General features: G+C 53.5%; 13 protein-coding genes. 11 read left to right on the top strand and 2 right to left on the bottom strand.

The window, feature by feature from the left end; translation table 11 throughout:
* The first annotated feature begins 108 nt into the window (after nt 1-108).
* Nucleotides 109-1,704, top strand: coding sequence for an acyl CoA:acetate/3-ketoacid CoA transferase (locus FDW98_RS10485; RefSeq protein ID WP_096757229.1), 1,596 nt, complete (start codon nt 109-111; stop codon nt 1,702-1,704).
* Nucleotides 1,705-1,717: 13 nt separating this feature from the next.
* On the top strand, nt 1,718-2,869 hold the full coding sequence (locus FDW98_RS10480; protein WP_096757230.1) for an acyl-CoA dehydrogenase: 1,152 nt from the start codon (nt 1,718-1,720) through the stop codon (nt 2,867-2,869).
* Nucleotides 2,870-2,922: 53 nt separating this feature from the next.
* Here the strand turns inward: FDW98_RS10480 and FDW98_RS10475 are convergent, their stop codons facing one another.
* Nucleotides 2,923-3,813, bottom strand: coding sequence for an AraC family transcriptional regulator (locus FDW98_RS10475; protein ID WP_096757231.1), 891 nt, complete (start codon nt 3,811-3,813; stop codon nt 2,923-2,925).
* A 507-nt stretch (nt 3,814-4,320) separates the two neighbouring features.
* On the opposite strand from FDW98_RS10475, the gene FDW98_RS10470 reads away from it, so the two are divergent.
* From FDW98_RS10470 to fadK, 5 genes are all read left to right on the top strand, one after another.
* Nucleotides 4,321-5,085, top strand: a complete 765-nt coding sequence (locus FDW98_RS10470; RefSeq protein WP_096757232.1) for an electron transfer flavoprotein — start codon at nt 4,321-4,323, stop codon at nt 5,083-5,085.
* Nucleotides 5,086-5,106: 21 nt separating this feature from the next.
* Entirely contained in the window at nt 5,107-6,042 is a 936-nt protein-coding gene (locus FDW98_RS10465; RefSeq protein WP_096757233.1) for an electron transfer flavoprotein subunit alpha, read from the top strand.
* Nucleotides 6,043-6,099: 57 nt separating this feature from the next.
* Nucleotides 6,100-7,389, top strand: coding sequence for an FAD-dependent oxidoreductase (locus tag FDW98_RS10460; RefSeq protein ID WP_096757234.1), 1,290 nt, complete (start codon nt 6,100-6,102; stop codon nt 7,387-7,389).
* The gene (locus FDW98_RS10455; protein ID WP_096757235.1) at nt 7,386-7,679 is read left to right on the top strand and encodes a ferredoxin family protein; all 294 of its coding nucleotides are present in this window, start codon (nt 7,386-7,388) and stop codon (nt 7,677-7,679) included. Before FDW98_RS10460 ends, FDW98_RS10455 begins: the two co-directional genes overlap by 4 nt.
* 81 nt (nt 7,680-7,760) lie before the next feature.
* The gene (gene fadK, locus FDW98_RS10450; RefSeq protein ID WP_096757236.1) at nt 7,761-9,386 is read left to right on the top strand and encodes a medium-chain fatty-acid--CoA ligase; all 1,626 of its coding nucleotides are present in this window, start codon (nt 7,761-7,763) and stop codon (nt 9,384-9,386) included.
* 93 nt (nt 9,387-9,479) lie between these two features.
* Here fadK and ppsA read toward each other — a convergent pair whose 3' ends face one another.
* The gene (gene ppsA / locus FDW98_RS10445; protein ID WP_096757237.1) at nt 9,480-11,858 is read right to left on the bottom strand and encodes a phosphoenolpyruvate synthase; all 2,379 of its coding nucleotides are present in this window, start codon (nt 11,856-11,858) and stop codon (nt 9,480-9,482) included.
* A gap of 329 nt (nt 11,859-12,187) precedes the next feature.
* Here ppsA and ppsR point away from each other — a divergent pair, with 329 nt between their 5' ends.
* The 4 genes from ppsR to FDW98_RS10425 all read left to right on the top strand — a co-directional run bounded on the left by ppsR (nt 12,188) and on the right by FDW98_RS10425 (nt 16,648).
* Nucleotides 12,188-13,021: a posphoenolpyruvate synthetase regulatory kinase/phosphorylase PpsR gene (gene ppsR, locus FDW98_RS10440; RefSeq protein ID WP_096757238.1), complete on the top strand. Its 834-nt coding sequence runs from the start codon at nt 12,188-12,190 to the stop codon at nt 13,019-13,021.
* 155 nt (nt 13,022-13,176) lie between these two features.
* A complete protein-coding gene (aroH, locus tag FDW98_RS10435) occupies nt 13,177-14,223 on the top strand; it encodes a 3-deoxy-7-phosphoheptulonate synthase AroH (protein ID WP_096757239.1) in 1,047 nt (348 codons plus the stop codon).
* 178 nt (nt 14,224-14,401) lie between these two features.
* Complete coding sequence (gene hemP / locus FDW98_RS10430; RefSeq protein ID WP_096757240.1) at nt 14,402-14,590, top strand: hemin uptake protein HemP; 189 nt, start codon at nt 14,402-14,404, stop codon at nt 14,588-14,590.
* A 75-nt stretch (nt 14,591-14,665) separates the two neighbouring features.
* Nucleotides 14,666-16,648 carry a TonB-dependent hemoglobin/transferrin/lactoferrin family receptor gene (locus FDW98_RS10425; RefSeq protein WP_096757241.1) on the top strand — a complete coding sequence of 661 codons (1,983 nt, stop codon included), beginning with the start codon at nt 14,666-14,668 and terminating at the stop codon, nt 16,646-16,648.
* Nucleotides 16,649-16,690 lie beyond the last annotated feature (42 nt).

Below are 16,690 nucleotides of genomic sequence, written 5' to 3'. Positions count from 1 at the left end.
TCATATTATTTTGAATATCGGGCAGACGGTTAGTTATTTTTAAAATAAATTAATATCTTTTATCGAATAAAACGATAGGCAGCCTCACGCCTGTAACCTGGAGTTTATATGAAACTTAACAGACCTGAACGTATTAACGGTCGGGTGCCGGTATTATCGGCAGCGGATGCAGTTGATTATATTTCTGATGAAGCCACGCTCTGCGTATTAGGCGCCGGCGGCGGCATTCTGGAGGCCACCACATTAATTAGCGCACTGGCCGAAAAATATAAAACCTGTCAAACTCCGCGTAATTTATCGCTAATTAGTCCGACGGGCCTGGGCGATCGCGCCGACCGGGGTATTAGCCCGTTGGCACAAGAAGGATTGGTCAAATGGGCGCTATGCGGACATTGGGGGCAATCACCGCGCATTTCCGATTTAGCTGAACAAAATAAAATCGCCGCCTATAACTATCCTCAGGGCGTATTGACGCAAACGCTGCGTGCAGCCGCAGCCCACCAGCCGGGTATTCTGAGTGATATTGGGATCGGCACGTTTGTTGACCCCCGCCAGCAGGGCGGCAAGCTCAATGACGTAACCACCGACGATCTGATCAAACTGGTGGAGATAGACAACAAGGAGTACCTCTACTACAAGGCCATCGCGCCCACCATCGCCTTCATTCGCGCTACCACCTGTGACAGCGAAGGCTACGCCACGTTTGAGGATGAGGTGATGTACCTCGATGCGCTGGTGATTGCCCAGGCCGTGCATAACCACGGCGGCATCGTCATGATGCAGGTACAAAAAATGGTCAAGAAAGCCACCTTACACCCCAAAGCGGTGCGGATCCCAGGCTATCTGGTGGACATCGTGGTGGTTGACCCTGATCAGACCCAACTGTACGGCGGGGCGCCGGTTAACCGTTTTATTTCCGGTGACTTTGTCCTTGATGACAGCCAGCAAATCGCCCTGCCGCTCAACCAGCGCAAACTGGTGGCCAGGCGCGCCTTGTTCGAAATGCGCAAAGGCGCGGTGGGTAACGTGGGGGTCGGTATCGCTGACGGCATTGGTCTGGTTGCTCGTGAAGAAGGCTGCGCCGACGACTTTATTCTGACGGTCGAAACTGGTCCAGTGGGTGGGATAACCTCGCAAGGCATTGCCTTCGGTGCCAACGTTAACACCCGTGCCATTATGGATATGACCACGCAGTTCGATTTCTACCACGGCGGCGGTCTGGATGTGTGCTATTTGAGTTTTGCTGAAGTGGACAGCCACGGCAACGTCGGCGTGCATAAATTCAATGGCAAGATTATGGGCACCGGTGGATTTATTGATATTAGCGCCACGTCCAAGAAAATTATTTTCTGCGGCACACTCACTGCCGGAAATCTGAAAACAGACGTCGCCGACGGTAAGCTGAATATTGTCCAGGAAGGTCGGGTGAAAAAATTCGTCAGTGAATTACCTGAAATAACCTTCAGTGGAAAAATTGCTCTCGAACGCGGATTAGAGGTGCGTTACATCACCGAACGTGCCGTCTTTACCTTAAAAGAGGATGGTCTCCATTTGGTAGAAATTGCCCCCGGCGTTTCTTTGCAAAACGATATTCTGGACAAAATGGATTTCGCCCCGGTTATTTCTCCTGAGTTAAAACTGATGGACGAAAGATTATTTATCAATACCCCTATGGGTTTTGTCTTGCCCGACGCAGCCAATTAAAAGGAGTACCCTAATGGACTTTTCGTTAACTGAAGAACAAGAGCTGCTGCTTGCCAGCATTCGCGAACTGATCACCAGCCATTTTCCGGAAGAATATTTCCGCACCTGCGATCAGACCGCCACCTACCCAAAAGAGTTTATGCGCGCCCTTGCGGATAACGGTATTTCGATGCTGGGCGTGCCGGAAGAGTTCGGCGGCATACCGGCAGATTATGTCACCCAGATGCTGGCGCTGATGGAAGTGTCAAAATGCGGCGCTCCGGCATTTTTAATCACTAACGGGCAGTGTATTCACAGCATGCTCCGTTTTGGTTCCGCCGAGCAGTTACGTAAAACGGCGGAAAGCACCATGGAAACCGGTGATCCCGCATATGCGCTGGCGTTAACCGAACCGGGTGCCGGATCTGACAACAACAGTGCCACCACCAGTTACACGCGTAAAAACGGCAAAGTGTATCTCAACGGGCAAAAAACGTTCATTACCGGTGCTAAAGAGTACCCGTACATGCTGATACTGGCCCGCGACCCGGAGCCAAAAGATCCGAAGAAAGCCTTTACGCTGTGGTGGGTCGACTCCAGTAAACCGGGTATTAAGGTGAACCCGTTGCACAAGATCGGCTGGCACATGTTAAGCACCTGCGAAGTCTACCTCGACGACGTTGAAGTTGACGAAAGCGATAGGGTTGGCGAAGAAGGCATGGGCTTCCTCAACGTGATGTACAACTTCGAAATGGAGCGGCTGATCAACGCCGCACGCAGTACCGGCTTTGCCGAGTGCGCCTTCGAAGATGCCGCGCGTTATGCCAATCAACGTATTGCCTTCGGCAAGCCGATCGGCCACAACCAGATGATCCAGGAAAAACTGGCGTTAATGGCGGTTAAAATCGAAAACATGCGCAATATGGTGTTGAAGGTCGCCTGGCAGGCCGACCAGAAGCAATCACTGCGGACCAGCGCTGCGCTGGCAAAACTGTACTGCGCCCGTACGGCGATGGAAGTGATTGACGACGCGATTCAAATTATGGGTGGTCTGGGGTATACCGATGAGGCTCGCGTGTCCCGCTTCTGGCGCGACGTACGCTGTGAGCGCATTGGCGGCGGCACGGATGAAATCATGATTTACGTTGCGGGCCGTCAGATCCTGAAAGATTACCAGAACAAGTAAGCGTTAATGGCCCGGTAGGCGTCAAACTTACCGGGCACGCAGAAAACCGCTAATTAGATCTCCGGCATCAGACATTCCTGCTCAAGCAGATTGTTTTTAAATTGCTTGCGATACTCGCTGGGCGAGCAGCCTACGTGGCGCTGAAAGAGTTTGGCAAAGTGATCGACATTTTCATATCCCACTCGCCACGAAATTTCTGCCAGTGATGATTCGGTGTTGGTCAGAGAAAATTTAGCCTCCGTCATTCGCCGCTGAATAACATAATTAATCGGTGAGATCCGATACTCTTTAGTAAATTCATGGCAGATGTAACTGACGCTGGCGCGAAATTTTTTTGACAACTGTTCAAGTGTGATTTTTTCCCGAAAATTGTTATTTAAATACACCAGCACATCTTTAATTAAGATATCTTTTTTAATGTATCCCTGCTCCGAACGGTACGCATTTTTGAAATTTTCATAATACAGCACGGTTAACGCATAGGCGAAAGCTGCATAAGCCGCCGAAGTCGGGTTATTTTTGCTTCGTGGCAGCATAATACTCAGTTCGTTAAAAATACTGTTAATCACCTCCTTTCCCTGCCCGACGCTGATAACCGGGCACGAATGCGCCTGCAGCAGTTGGTTATCCTGCCAACCGTTAAAGCGGAATCCTGCCAGTGCGCAAGTGTAGGTGGTAGCCGGTGCGCTGCTGTCAGACGCGACCGCATGCAGCCTGCCTTGCTCTATCACCACAATATCGCCGGCGTGGGCAACATACAGTGACGAGTCGATAATAAACCTGGCGACACCTTTTTTGACATAAATGAGTTCGGTTTCATTGTCGTGGACATGGTGGCCTGACTCCCAGTTCGGATCGTCGCTGATGACGAAGCGAGAAAACACAGGGGTTTTCCCCTGCTCAAAAAGGGTTTCCATGGCATTATCAAAACATCGTTGATACATGACAACCTCCACCTTAAGACCGGATAATTTTGAATGAATAATAGCGATGAAATAAAGGGACTGAGTATGTTATACAACGTTACTTCATCCTGAAGAAACAAAATTATTGGTACCTCCTGCAAGATGGTACGCATGGTCATCATGTATTATCCGCACAACTTATTGACGTTTTGAAATTAATAAAAAGCGTAAATGTTATTATTTGGCTATCAACTATTCACATAACAGAAACACAAATAGTCAGATATTGAGTAATAACATGATGCATTTCACGGTTTCCCCGTCCTGCTCACTGTTTCTGTTTATTGCCACCCTCCCTGACGTTTAATCAGCGCTGATCAGTAAAACGTCCGAACGGCACTTTTTTTTGCAAGATTGTTGGAAACGAAAACAGATTGTCCCGTCGAAAATGCCCCTCACCTGCCGCACACTAATTTCAGTCACCTTTCCCTACTGCCGATAATGACGCTCCCCGTCATCATCTGAACATGATTCACCGGAGATGCCATGAAAATAGTCACCTGCTTTAAGTTGGTCCCTGAAGAACAGGACATTGTCGTTACCCCTGAGCGTTCGCTTAATTTCGACAGAGCAGAAGCCAAAATCAGCCAATTTGACTTAAACGCCATCGAAGCCGCAGCGCAACTGGCTGCTGAAGGTGACGAGATCGTCGCCTTAACGGTTGGCGGCTCGCTGTTACAAAACTCCAAAGTGCGTAAAGACGTCTTGTCCCGCGGACCGGACAGCCTGTATATGGTCCAGGATGCGCAACTGGAACATGCACTGCCCAGAGATACCGCCCAGGCACTGGCCTGCGCCGCAACAAAAATTGAATGTGACCTGATGTTATTCGGCGAAGGGTCGGGCGATATCTATGCGCAGCAGGTGGGCTTGCTGGTAGGCGAACTCCTGCAGTTGCCCGTCGTCAACGCGGTGAGCAAGATTGAACGTCACGGTGAGCGGATTCTGGTCGAACGCGCGCTTGAGGACGAGATTGAAGTGCTTGAACTCCCGCTCCCCGCCGTGCTTTGCGTCACGTCAGATATCAACACGCCGCGCATTCCGTCAATGAAAGCCATTCTTGGCGCCGGGAAAAAAGCCGTCACCCCCTGGCAGGCCAGCGATATTGGCTGGACGCCTGTGCCGCCGTTAGCGGAACTGGTGGCAATAACGGTTCCACCACAAACCGAGCGTAAACGCATCATTCTGGAAAATGATTCAGCGGACGCCATTGCTGAACTGGCCGACCACCTGAAAAAAGCCCTGAATTAAGCCCAACGGAGAGAAAACATTATGAGTAAATTAGCCAACGTCTGGGTATTTAGCGATAACGCTGAACGCTACGCAGAATTAATGACCGGCGCGCGTCAATGGGGTGAACAGGTCCATATCATTGTGCAAGGTAGCGAGCAGGCAAATCAGGTTCTGCCGCTGGGGGCCGATAGCATTATCGTGCTTGAGCAATCTTCCGGCTTACAGCGCATTGAAAACTATGCCGAAACCTTCACTTCGCTGTTGCAAGATCACAATGGTTTACTGCTGATGCCCGCCACCAAGCGCGCGAAATCCCTTGGCGCGCGTCTGAGCATTCAACTCAATGCGGCGATGGTGAATGACGCCACCTCGGTAAGTCTTGATGCTGGCGCACTGTTCGTTGAACACCGCATGTATGGCGGTCTGGCATTCGGCAAAGAAAAGCTCAATAGCGCGCTGGCCATTATCACGCTTGCATCCGGCGTACTGGAGTCGAACGAGGCCAACCCGGCACACACCTGCCCTGTTACCGCTGCGCCGTACATCACCCCTCGCCATGAAATTATGTGTCAGGAGCGTCGCGCCAAACCCCTGAGCAGCGTGGATCTCAGCAAAGCCAAACGCGTGGTGGGCGTCGGCCGCGGTCTGGTGGCACAAGCCGATCTGGAGATGGTACATAAACTGGCGGCCGTGCTGGGCGCAGAGGTCGGTTGTTCCCGCCCGATTGCTGAAGGCGAAAACTGGATGGAGCGCGAACGCTACATTGGCGTTTCCGGCGTGTTGCTGAAATCTGACCTGTACCTGACGCTGGGCATCTCCGGACAAATCCAGCATATGGTCGGCGGTAATGGTGCAAAAGTCATCGTCGCCATCAACAAAGATAAAAAAGCGCCGATCTTTAATTATGCCGATTACGGCCTGGTGGGCGATATCTACAAAGTTGTGCCGGCCCTGATCGAACAGTTAAGCCGCTAACCCCCCTCATTTAATCCACATCTCCCGCTGCGCTCGCGGCGGGAAGGGAGCATAAGCATGTCAGATGAAAAATTTGATGCCATTGTGGTTGGTGCTGGCGTGGCGGGAGCGGTCGCTGGCTACGTAATGGCAAAAGCCGGACTGGACGTCCTGGTCATCGAGCGCGGAAACAGTGCAGGCAGTAAGAACATGACCGGCGGGCGTCTCTATGCACACAGCCTTGAAAGCATCATGCCAGGATTTGCCGAGGAAGCGCCTGTCGAACGCAAAGTGACGCGTGAAAAAATCTCCTTTCTAACCGAAGAAAGCGCCGTCACGCTCGATTTTCATGGTGAAAAAAACACGGCGGCAACGCAGGATTCGTACACGGTTTTACGCAGCCGTTTTGACCCGTGGCTAATGGATAAAGCCGAACAGGCCGGCGCGCAGTTTATTCCAGGCGTACGCGTCGATGCATTACTTCGCGAAGGTAATAAGGTCACGGGCGTTCAGGCCGGTGACGATGTTCTGGAGGCTAACATCGTCATCCTCGCTGACGGCGTCAACTCCCTACTCGGTCGCTCGCTCGGCATGGTCCCGCCCGCTTCAGCACACCACTATGCCGTCGGCGTTAAAGAGTTGATTGGCTTGCCACCCGCGGTTATAGCAGACCGTTTCAATCTTTCGGGCAACGACGGCGCAGCCTGGCTGTTTGCCGGTTCCCCGTCAAACGGCTTGATGGGCGGTGGTTTTCTGTATACCAATCAGGATTCAATTTCTCTGGGCCTGGTTTGTGGGCTGGGCGATATCGCCCACACCACGAAGAGCGTTCCACAAATGCTGGAAGACTTTAAGCAGCATCCAACCATTCGTCCGCTGATTGCCGGGGGTGAACTGCTGGAATATTCGGCGCATATGGTGCCCGAAGGCGGCCTGGCAATGGTGCCTGAACTGGTCAATGACGGTGTGATGATCGTCGGCGATGCCGCCGGCTTCTGCCTGAATCTGGGGTATACGATCCGCGGTATGGATTTGGCCATTGCCTCCGCAGAGGCGGCGGCGAAAACGGCTATCGCGGCGAAAGAACGCCAGGATTTCTCCACCAACAGCTTGATGGAATACAAACGCTCCCTCGAGCAGGGTTGCGTCATGCATGAGTTACAGCATTTTCGCAAGATCCCGGCACTGATGGAAAACCCACGTCTGTTCACCCAGTACCCGCGCATGGTGGCGGATATTATGAGCGAAATATTCACCGTTGACGGACGTCCGACGCCCCCAATGCGCAAAAGGATCATGCCCCATGTAAAACGCATTGGGTTAATGAACTTACTGAAAGACGGCATTAAGGGAGCGACCGCGTTATGAACCAGGACAACACCGTGAACGTTGACGTCAAGCTGGGCGTCAATAAATTCAACGTTGATGAAGGACATCCGCACATTATTCTGGCCACCCACCCGGATCTGAACGAGTTTCGCAAACTGCTCTATGCCTGCCCCGCCGGACTGTACAAGCAGGACGAGGCCGGAAATATCCATTTTGATTCCGCCGGATGTCTGGAGTGCGGAACCTGTCGGGTGCTGTGCGGCGAAACAATACTTGAACAATGGACGTACCCGCTCGGCACTTTTGGCATCGATTTTCGTTATGGATAACGGATATTGCCAGTTGCAGGCCGGATAAGGCCCAGTCGCCGTCCGGCAAGACGTATGCCGCAATCATCCAGGGACAAAGCAATGAGTGTCAGATTAACGTTTAACGCCGAGCGTCGTCATGCCTGGCGACAGCAAGGACTGTGGGGTGACGCCTCACTGGGCGATTACTGGAGCCAGACCGCCCGGGCCGTACCGGATAAAATTGCCGTGGTCGATAATCACGGCGATGCATACACCTACGCCGCACTCGATCGCGCCGCCAGCAGCCTGGCCACCTGGTTTTTAGCCAGCGGCATTCAACCCGGCGATCGGGTGGCTTTCCAGTTGCCGGGCTGGTGTGAATTTACCGTGATTTATCTGGCTTGCCTGAAAACCGGTGCCGTTTCCGTACCGCTACTGCCTGCCTGGCGCGAAGCAGAGCTGGTATGGGTGCTAAACAAATGCAAGGCGAAGCTCTTCTTTGCGCCAACCCTGTTTAAACAGACTCGCCCGGTGGATCTGATCCTGCCCTTACAGAATCAGTTGCCGCACCTGCAACAAATTATCGCCGTGGATAAACTGGCCCCGGCAACTGCTTCGCTGGCGCTAAGCCAGCTTCTGACCTCCCCCCCGTTAACCCACACCGTTAGCGTGCACGCCGACGTGTTAGCCGCCGTGCTGTTCACTTCCGGCACAGAGGGTATGCCAAAAGGAGTAATGCTGACCCATAACAATATTCTCGCCAGCGAACGCGCCTACTGCGCCCGCCTTAACCTCAACTGGCAGGATGTTTTTTTAATGCCTGCACCGTTGGGGCACGCCACCGGTTTTCTGCACGGCGTCACGGCCCCTTTTTTAATTGGCGCACGCAGCGTACTGCTGGATGTTTTTACCCCAACCGCCTGTCTTGAACTGCTGGAGCAACAGCACTGTACCTGCGTCCTCGGCGCTACGCCCTTCGTCTATGACATGCTGTGCTGCGTGGAAAAACAGCCTTACGACCTCTCATCATTACGCTTCTTCTTATGCGGCGGCACCACCATTCCGCAGAAAATTGCCCGCGAGTGTCAGCAGCGCGGCATTAAGTTATTAAGCGTTTACGGCTCGACCGAAAGCTCACCGCATGCGGTGGTGAATCTCGATGATTCGCTTTCCCAGATGATGAATACCGACGGCTACGCCGCTGCGGGCGTTGAAATTAAAGTGGTTGACGAGGCACGTAATACGCTGCCACCTGGCGTGGAGGGCGAAGAAGCCTCGCGCGGGCCGAACGTGTTTATGGGCTACCTTGATGAACCCGAAATGACTGCCAGAGCACTGGATCAAGACGGCTGGTACTACAGCGGTGACTTATGCCGCATGGACGAGGCGGGCTACATTAAGATTACCGGACGTAAGAAAGATATTATCGTGCGCGGTGGCGAAAATATCAGCAGCCGTGAGGTTGAGGACATTTTATTGCAGCATCCGCGTATTCACGATGCCTGCGTGGTGTCGATGCCGGACGAGCGTTTAGGGGAAAGGTCGTGCGCTTACGTGGTGCTTAAACCGCCACATCACTCGCTGTCGCTGGAATCGGTAGTGGCCTTCTTTAGCCGCAAGCGGGTAGCAAAATACAAATATCCAGAACATCTGGTGATTGTCGATAAATTACCACGCACCGCCGCCGGTAAAATTCAGAAGTATCAACTTCGTCAGGATATTATTCAGCGCCTGAGCAAGGTATGAATGCCGGATGGCGACGCTCTCGCGCCTTATCCGGCCTACGAATAATGCTGACCGTAGGCCGATAAGGCATTTACGCCACCATCCGGCAGGGTATTACTTGTTCAGTTCCGCCAGGCTCAGCCAGGTCTGTACGACGGTGTCCGGGTTCAGCGACAGACTGTCGATCCCCTCTTCCATCAGCCAGGCCGCGAAGTCTTCGTGATCAGAGGGGCCCTGACCGCAAATACCCACGTATTTACCCTGTTTCTTGGCCGCGCGAATCGCCATCGACAGCAGCGCTTTCACCGCGTCATTACGCTCATCAAACAGTTCTGACACCACGCCGGAATCACGGTCCAGACCCAGCGCCAGCTGCGTCATGTCGTTCGAGCCGATAGAGAAACCGTCGAAGTACTCAAGGAACTGCTCAGCCAACAAGGCGTTGGATGGGATCTCACACATCATGATGATCTTCAGCCCGTTCTCACCACGCTTCAGACCCTGACGAGCCAGCTCTTCCACCACGGCCTTGGCCTGCGCCACGGTACGCACAAACGGCACCATCACTTCAACGTTAGTCAGTCCCATCTCGTTGCGCACACGTTTCACCGCGTCACATTCGAGTGCGAAGCAGTCGCGGAAGCTGTCTGCCACGTAACGGCCTGCCCCACGGAAGCCCAGCATCGGGTTTTCTTCATGCGGCTCGTAACGCTCGCCACCGACCAGGTTGGCATACTCGTTGGACTTAAAGTCTGACATCCGCACAATAACGCGTTTTGGATAGAACGCCGCACCCAGCGTCGCGATCCCTTCGGTCAGACGACCGACGTAGAATTCACGCGGCGAATCAAAACCTTTCATCATTCCGCGGATTTCATTTTGCAGTTCTGGCGTCTGGTCATCAAATTCCAGCAGCGCGCGAGGATGCACGCCAATCATGCGGTTGATGATAAATTCCAGACGCGCCAGCCCGACACCTTCGTTTGGCAGGCAAGCGAAGTCGAATGCACGGTCCGGGTTACCGACGTTCATCATCACCTTCAACGGCAGGTCCGGCATCGTTTCGACGCTGGAACTCTTAACGCTAAAGTCGAGCATATCGGCATACACGTAGCCGGTGTCACCTTCGGCACAGGAGACGGTCACATTCTCGCCTTCCGTGATGCGATCGGTTGCATCACCACAGCCTACTACCGCCGGGATCCCCAGTTCACGGGCGATGATTGCCGCGTGACAGGTACGACCACCACGGTTGGTGACAATCGCCGCCGCTTTTTTCATGATCGGTTCCCAGTCCGGGTCGGTCATGTCAGTAACCAGCACGTCACCAGGTTCAATGCGGTTCATTTCGCTGATGTCATGAATGACTTTTACCGGACCCGCACCGATGCGGTGGCCGATAGCACGGCCTTCAGCAATGATTTTGCCCTGCGCATGCAGCGTATAACGCTCCATCACCTGGCCGCGAGAACGCACGGTTTCCGGACGCGCCTGCACAATAAACAGCTTGCCGGTGTGACCGTCTTTCGCCCATTCGATGTCCATCGGACGACCGTAGTGCTTCTCGATTTGCACCGCCTGCTTCGCCAGTTCCTGCACTTCCTCGTTCGTCAGTGAGAAAATATCGCGCTGTTCCTGCGGCACATCTTCGATCGTCACCTGTTTGCCGTGTTCCTGGCTCGGCGCGTAGATCATGCGGATTTTTTTCGAACCCATGGTGCGACGCACGATAGCCGGACGGTTAGCCGCCAGGGTCGGTTTGTGCACATAGAATTCATCCGGGTTAACGGCACCCTGCACCACCATTTCGCCCAGGCCCCATGCGGAGGTGATAAACACCACCTGATCGAAGCCAGATTCTGTGTCGATAGAGAACATGACGCCCGAAGAGGCCAGGTCGGATCGCACCATCCGCTGAACGCCAGCAGAAAGCGCTACGCCGCGGTGGTCATAACCTTGGTGCACACGGTAAGAAATTGCACGGTCGTTAAACAGCGAAGCAAAGACGTGCTTGATGGCCACCAGCACGGCATCAAAGCCCTGGACGTTGAGGAACGTTTCCTGCTGACCGGCAAATGAAGCATCAGGCATATCTTCTGCGGTGGCGGAGGAGCGCACGGCAAAAGAGGCATGGGCATCGTCCGCGGAAAGCTGCGCGTAGGCATCACGAACGGCATTTTCCAGCTCAGGCTGGAAAGGAGTGTCGATAATCCACTGGCGGATCTGCGCCCCGGCTTTGGCAAGCTCGGTGACATCGTCGATATCCGTTTTATCCAGCAGTTCATAAATGCGCTGGTTTACACCGCTTTGCTCCAGAAACAGGTTAAACGCATCGGCGGTCGTTGCAAAACCATTCGGTACGGAAACACCCATACCTGAAAGGTTAGTAATCATTTCACCCAGGGAGGCATTTTTGCCTCCAACTCTGTCTACATCATTCATGCCGAGTTGGTTATACCAAAGCACCAGCGGTGACGAGCCATTGTTGGACATCGAACAATCCTTATATATGAACGAGGTTAGGAAACTCAATTTTGCGTAATTATCTTTGCATATTTACCGCGGCGAAAAAAACGGTGAATCGTTCAAGCAACTTTATTTTTTATTTTTTCAGATTGTTTCCGCATTTGCGCAAACCCGCGAGCGGCACGGGATCACCACAAAAACAGTCGGTCTAAACATTCGTTCCGAAAAATGAAATGTACTTTTCAGTAAATATAAAAATACCGTTTCATTTTATAAAATGGCGACAACAATATTCGCTTCTGACGCATTTTAATTTATGCTTTCAGAGAATTATATCTGCCCCCAGGATGAGCAAAATGGATAATGCTGTTGATCGTCACGTATTTTATATTTCTGATGGCACGGCCATCACCGCAGAGGTATTGGGCCACGCAGTGATGTCGCAATTTCCGGTTACGATCAGCAGTATTACGCTGCCGTTTGTTGAAAATGAGAGCCGCGCCCGCGCGGTGAAAGACCAGATTGACGCCATTTACCAGCAAACGGGCGTACGCCCGTTAGTGTTCTACTCCATTGTATTGCCGGAGATTCGCGCAATCATTTTGCAAAGCGAGGGCTTCTGTCAGGATATCGTCCAGGCGCTGGTCGCACCGCTGCAACATGAGATGAAACTCGACCCGACTCCAATCGCTCATCGCACGCACGGACTGAATCCCGGCAACCTCAATAAGTACGACGCACGCATTGCCGCCATTGATTACGCCCTCGCCCACGATGACGGTATTTCGTTGCGCAACCTCGATCAGGCGCAGGTTATTTTGCTCGGCGTCTCCCGCTGCGGTAAAACGCCAACCAGCCTGTATCTGGCGATGCAGTTTGGCATTCGGGCGGCGAACTACCCCTTTATTGCCGATGATATGGATAACCTGGTACTGCCCGCGTCGCTAAAACCGCTGCAACACAAACTTTTTGGTCTGACCATTGATCCGGAACGTCTGACGGCGATCCGCGAGGAGCGTAGAGAAAACAGTCGTTATGCCTCGCTGCGCCAGTGCCGCATGGAAGTAGCCGAAGTTGAAGCGTTATACCGTAAAAACAAGATCCCATGGCTCAACAGTACCAACTATTCGGTAGAAGAAATTGCCACCAAGATCCTCGATATTATGGGACTAAATCGTCGCATGTACTAGAACGCTAGTGCAATGGTTCGTTTTTTGTTAGCATAAACTCTGGCTTGCGAGGTGTGACACGCCTCGCACTTGAAATCAGCAGGGATTGGTTTATCGTGATGCGCATCACTTCCCGGTAGTCCTGCCGTTGAAGCAACAAATTTCTGAGACACGTAATGAACCGAACTGATGAACTCCGTACTGCGCGTATTGACAATCTGGTCACTCCCGCTGAGCTGGCGCAACGGCATCCTGTGTCGTCCTCTGTCGCTCATCACGTGACGGATTCCCGACGCCGGATAGAAAAAATACTGAATGGCGAAGATCCTCGTTTGCTGGTGATCGTGGGTCCCTGCTCGATTCACGACCTCGATGCGGCCCTGGAGTACGCCACGCGCTTGCAGACGCTGCGCACCCAACACCAGGCACGCCTGGAAATCGTGATGCGGACCTATTTTGAAAAACCGCGCACCGTCGTCGGCTGGAAAGGCTTAATTTCCGACCCGGACCTGAACGGCAGCTACCGCGTTAACCACGGCATTGAGCTGGCGCGTAAACTCCTGCTACAGGTCAACGAGCTGGGGGTCCCTACGGCCACCGAATTCCTCGATATGGTCACCGGTCAGTTTATTGCCGATCTGATCAGCTGGGGCGCTATCGGCGCACGTACCACCGAAAGCCAAATCCACCGTGAAATGGCCTCTGCGCTGTCCTGCCCGGTCGGGTTTAAAAACGGGACGGATGGCAATACGCGTATCGCCGTCGATGCTATTCGCGCCTCCCGCGCCAGCCATATGTTCCTCTCACCGGATAAAACCGGTCAGATGACTATCTATCAGACCAGCGGCAACCCGTACGGGCATATCATCATGCGCGGTGGTAAAAAGCCGAATTACTTTGCAGAAGATATTGCCGCCGCCTGCGATACGCTGCATGAATTTTCGCTGCCGGAGCATCTGGTCGTCGATTTCAGCCACGGCAATTGCCAGAAGCAGCATCGCCGCCAGCTGGAAGTATGTGATGACGTCTGTCAGCAAATTCGCAATGGCTCAACGGCCATTGCCGGGATTATGGCAGAAAGTTTCCTGCGCGAAGGGACACAAAAAATCGTCAGCGGTCAGCCGCTGGTCTACGGTCAGTCCATAACCGACCCCTGCCTGAATTGGGAAGATACCGAACTGCTGGTCGAAAAACTCGCGGCTGCGGTGGATAGCCGCTTCTAACTTTTTCGCCGGGTAGCATATGTTACCCGGTGACAATCCCTTGTTTTCCTCCTGTTTTTTCCTCTTTTTTGCTCAAAAATCGCTCTCGTCACAATTTTTTCACAAAAAGGCTTGCCGCAAATTTTTACTTTGATGATAATGATTATCATTGTTACATTGATTGTTATTTTTAAATACTATGTCACGTATGGATAACACAACGGCAACGCCTGCAAAAAAGAAGACACCCCCCCCTGCCCCCGTCGCTGAGCGTCGAATTGACAGCAAAAGCCTGCTGGGCAATGAGGGACGAGTGATCATTGAGCATGACGGGCAGCATTACCTGCTGCGCCAGACCCATGCCGGAAAACTAATTTTAACGAAATAACCCCACACATTTCGCCAGCCACCCAGGTTATCCCCAGGCAGCCAGCGCTTTTCGAGTTTCTAATGGAGAGTTGCTATGCCTTACCTGCACACCGCGAGGATGCGCCCATCGCTGCTGGCGCTGGCGATCGTCTGCAGTCTTCCTGGCGCCGCCTACGCGGCGGTTGAAGACATGACCGTTACCGCGACCGGCAATGCTCGCAGCGCCTTTGAAGCACCGATGATGGTCAGCGTCATCGACGCGACGGCCCCGGAAAATCAAACCGCCAGCTCCGCCGCAGACCTGCTGCGCAGGGTCCCCGGCCTGACTCTTGACGGCACCGGTCGTACCAACGGCCAGGACGTCAATCTGCGCGGCTACGACCGACGCGGCGTGCTGGTACTGGTTGACGGCGTCCGTCAAGGCACTGACACCGGACACCTCAACAGCACCTTCCTCGATCCTGCCCTCATCAAGCGTATTGAAGTGGTGCGCGGCCCGTCCGCGCTGCTGTACGGCAGCGGCGCGCTGGGCGGCGTCATTGCCTATGAGACGGCGAATGCCAGCGATCTACTGGGCGCGGGAAAAAACAGCGGATATCGCGTGTTCGGTACCGCTGCCACGGGGGATCACAGCCTCGGGATGGGTGCCAGCACGTATGGCCGCAGCGATACGCTGGACGGACTGCTGTCCTGGTCCAGCCGTGACCGGGGTGACCTCCGTCAGAGTAACGGCACCACCGCGCCGAACGACGAAGCGATTAATAATATGCTGGCGAAAGGCAGCTGGAAAATTGACAACGCCCAGACGTTGGTCGGCTCACTGCGCTATTACAACAACGATGCACGGGAACCTAAAAACCCGCAGGCCAGTGACGCGGACAGCAGCAATCCAATGACCGACCGTTCGACGATCCAGCGCGATGCCCAACTGACCTACTCGGTAGCCCCGGCGGATAATGACTGGCTGAATGCCGATGCGCGCATTTACTGGTCTGAAGCGCGTATTAACGCACAAAACCCGGATGCCACCGGCGAGTTTCGTAAGCAAACCACCACCGGTGGGAAGATTGATAACCGTACGCGCCTGTTTAGCGACGCCTTTGCCGCGCATCTGCTGACATATGGCGGCGAGTACTATCGTCAGGAGCAAAAACCAGCGGGAGCCACTACCGGTTTCCCACAGGCGAAAATTGATTTCAGCTCCGGCTGGCTACAGGACGAAATCACCCTGCGTGACCTGCCGGTGACCTTGCTGGGCGGCACGCGTTATGACTCTTACCGCGGTAGCAGCGACGGTTACGCAGATGTCGATGCCGATAAATGGTCGTCCCGCGCAGGAATGACCGTAACCCCAACCGACTGGCTGATGCTGTTTGGATCTTACGCCCAGGCCTTCCGTGCGCCAACCATGGGCGAAATGTACAACGATGCGAAACACTTCTCCATCGGTCGCTTCTACACCAACTACTGGGTACCTAATCCGAATCTGCGCCCGGAAACCAACGAAACGCAGGAGTATGGTTTTGGTCTGCGCTTTGACGATTTGCTGCTGGCGAACGATGCCCTTGAATTTAAAGCCAGCTATTTTGACACGAAAGCGAAAGACTATATCTCCACCCGCGTCGATTTCGCCGCCGCAACGACGATGTCCTACAACGTTGCTAACGCCAAAATCTGGGGCTGGGACGTGATGACAACTTATTCCACCGATCTGTTCAGCTTGGATCTGGCCTATAACCGCACGCGCGGCAAAGACACCGACACCGGTGAATATATTTCCAGCATTAACCCGGACACCGTCACCAGCAAGCTAAACGTGCCTGTCGCGCACAGCGGTTTCTCAGTTGGCTGGCTCGGTACCTTTGCCGACCGTTCAACCCATATCAGCAACAGCTACACTAAACAGCCCGGCTATGCGGTCAACGACTTCTATGTCAGCTACCAGGGGCAGCAGGCGCTGAAAGGCATGACCACCACGCTGGTGCTGGGTAACGCCTTTGACAAAGCGTACTGGTCGCCGCAGGGCATTCCACAAGATGGACGCAACGGCAAAATTTTCGTGAGTTATCAGTGGTAATCACTTTGCCCCGGACACCGGGGCAGCAATCGGAAAGGAAGA

Source organism: Citrobacter sp. wls711 (genome assembly GCF_005281055.1).
GTDB lineage: Bacteria > Pseudomonadota > Gammaproteobacteria > Enterobacterales > Enterobacteriaceae > Citrobacter > Citrobacter gillenii.
The sequence above is the reverse complement of the archived record's forward strand: the minus strand, read 5'-3'. Positions and strand labels throughout refer to the sequence as shown.

Excerpts from the sequence above, each read along its gene's own strand:
- FDW98_RS10470 (WP_096757232.1), top strand. The coding sequence starts at position 4,321 with ATGAAAATAGTCACCTGCTTTAAGTTGGTCCCTGAAGAACAGGACATT.
- FDW98_RS10465 (WP_096757233.1), top strand. The coding sequence starts at position 5,107 with ATGAGTAAATTAGCCAACGTCTGGGTATTTAGCGATAACGCTGAACGC.
- ppsR (WP_096757238.1), top strand. The coding sequence starts at position 12,188 with ATGGATAATGCTGTTGATCGTCACGTATTTTATATTTCTGATGGCACG.
- FDW98_RS10480 (WP_096757230.1), top strand. The coding sequence starts at position 1,718 with ATGGACTTTTCGTTAACTGAAGAACAAGAGCTGCTGCTTGCCAGCATT.
- fadK (WP_096757236.1), top strand. The coding sequence starts at position 7,761 with ATGAGTGTCAGATTAACGTTTAACGCCGAGCGTCGTCATGCCTGGCGA.
- FDW98_RS10475 (WP_096757231.1), bottom strand. The coding sequence starts at position 3,813 with ATGTATCAACGATGTTTTGATAATGCCATGGAAACCCTTTTTGAGCAG.
- ppsA (WP_096757237.1), bottom strand. The coding sequence starts at position 11,858 with ATGTCCAACAATGGCTCGTCACCGCTGGTGCTTTGGTATAACCAACTC.
- aroH (WP_096757239.1), top strand. The coding sequence starts at position 13,177 with ATGAACCGAACTGATGAACTCCGTACTGCGCGTATTGACAATCTGGTC.
- FDW98_RS10455 (WP_096757235.1), top strand. The coding sequence starts at position 7,386 with ATGAACCAGGACAACACCGTGAACGTTGACGTCAAGCTGGGCGTCAAT.
- FDW98_RS10460 (WP_096757234.1), top strand. The coding sequence starts at position 6,100 with ATGTCAGATGAAAAATTTGATGCCATTGTGGTTGGTGCTGGCGTGGCG.
- FDW98_RS10425 (WP_096757241.1), top strand. The coding sequence starts at position 14,666 with ATGCCTTACCTGCACACCGCGAGGATGCGCCCATCGCTGCTGGCGCTG.
- FDW98_RS10485 (WP_096757229.1), top strand. The coding sequence starts at position 109 with ATGAAACTTAACAGACCTGAACGTATTAACGGTCGGGTGCCGGTATTA.
- hemP (WP_096757240.1), top strand. The coding sequence starts at position 14,402 with ATGTCACGTATGGATAACACAACGGCAACGCCTGCAAAAAAGAAGACA.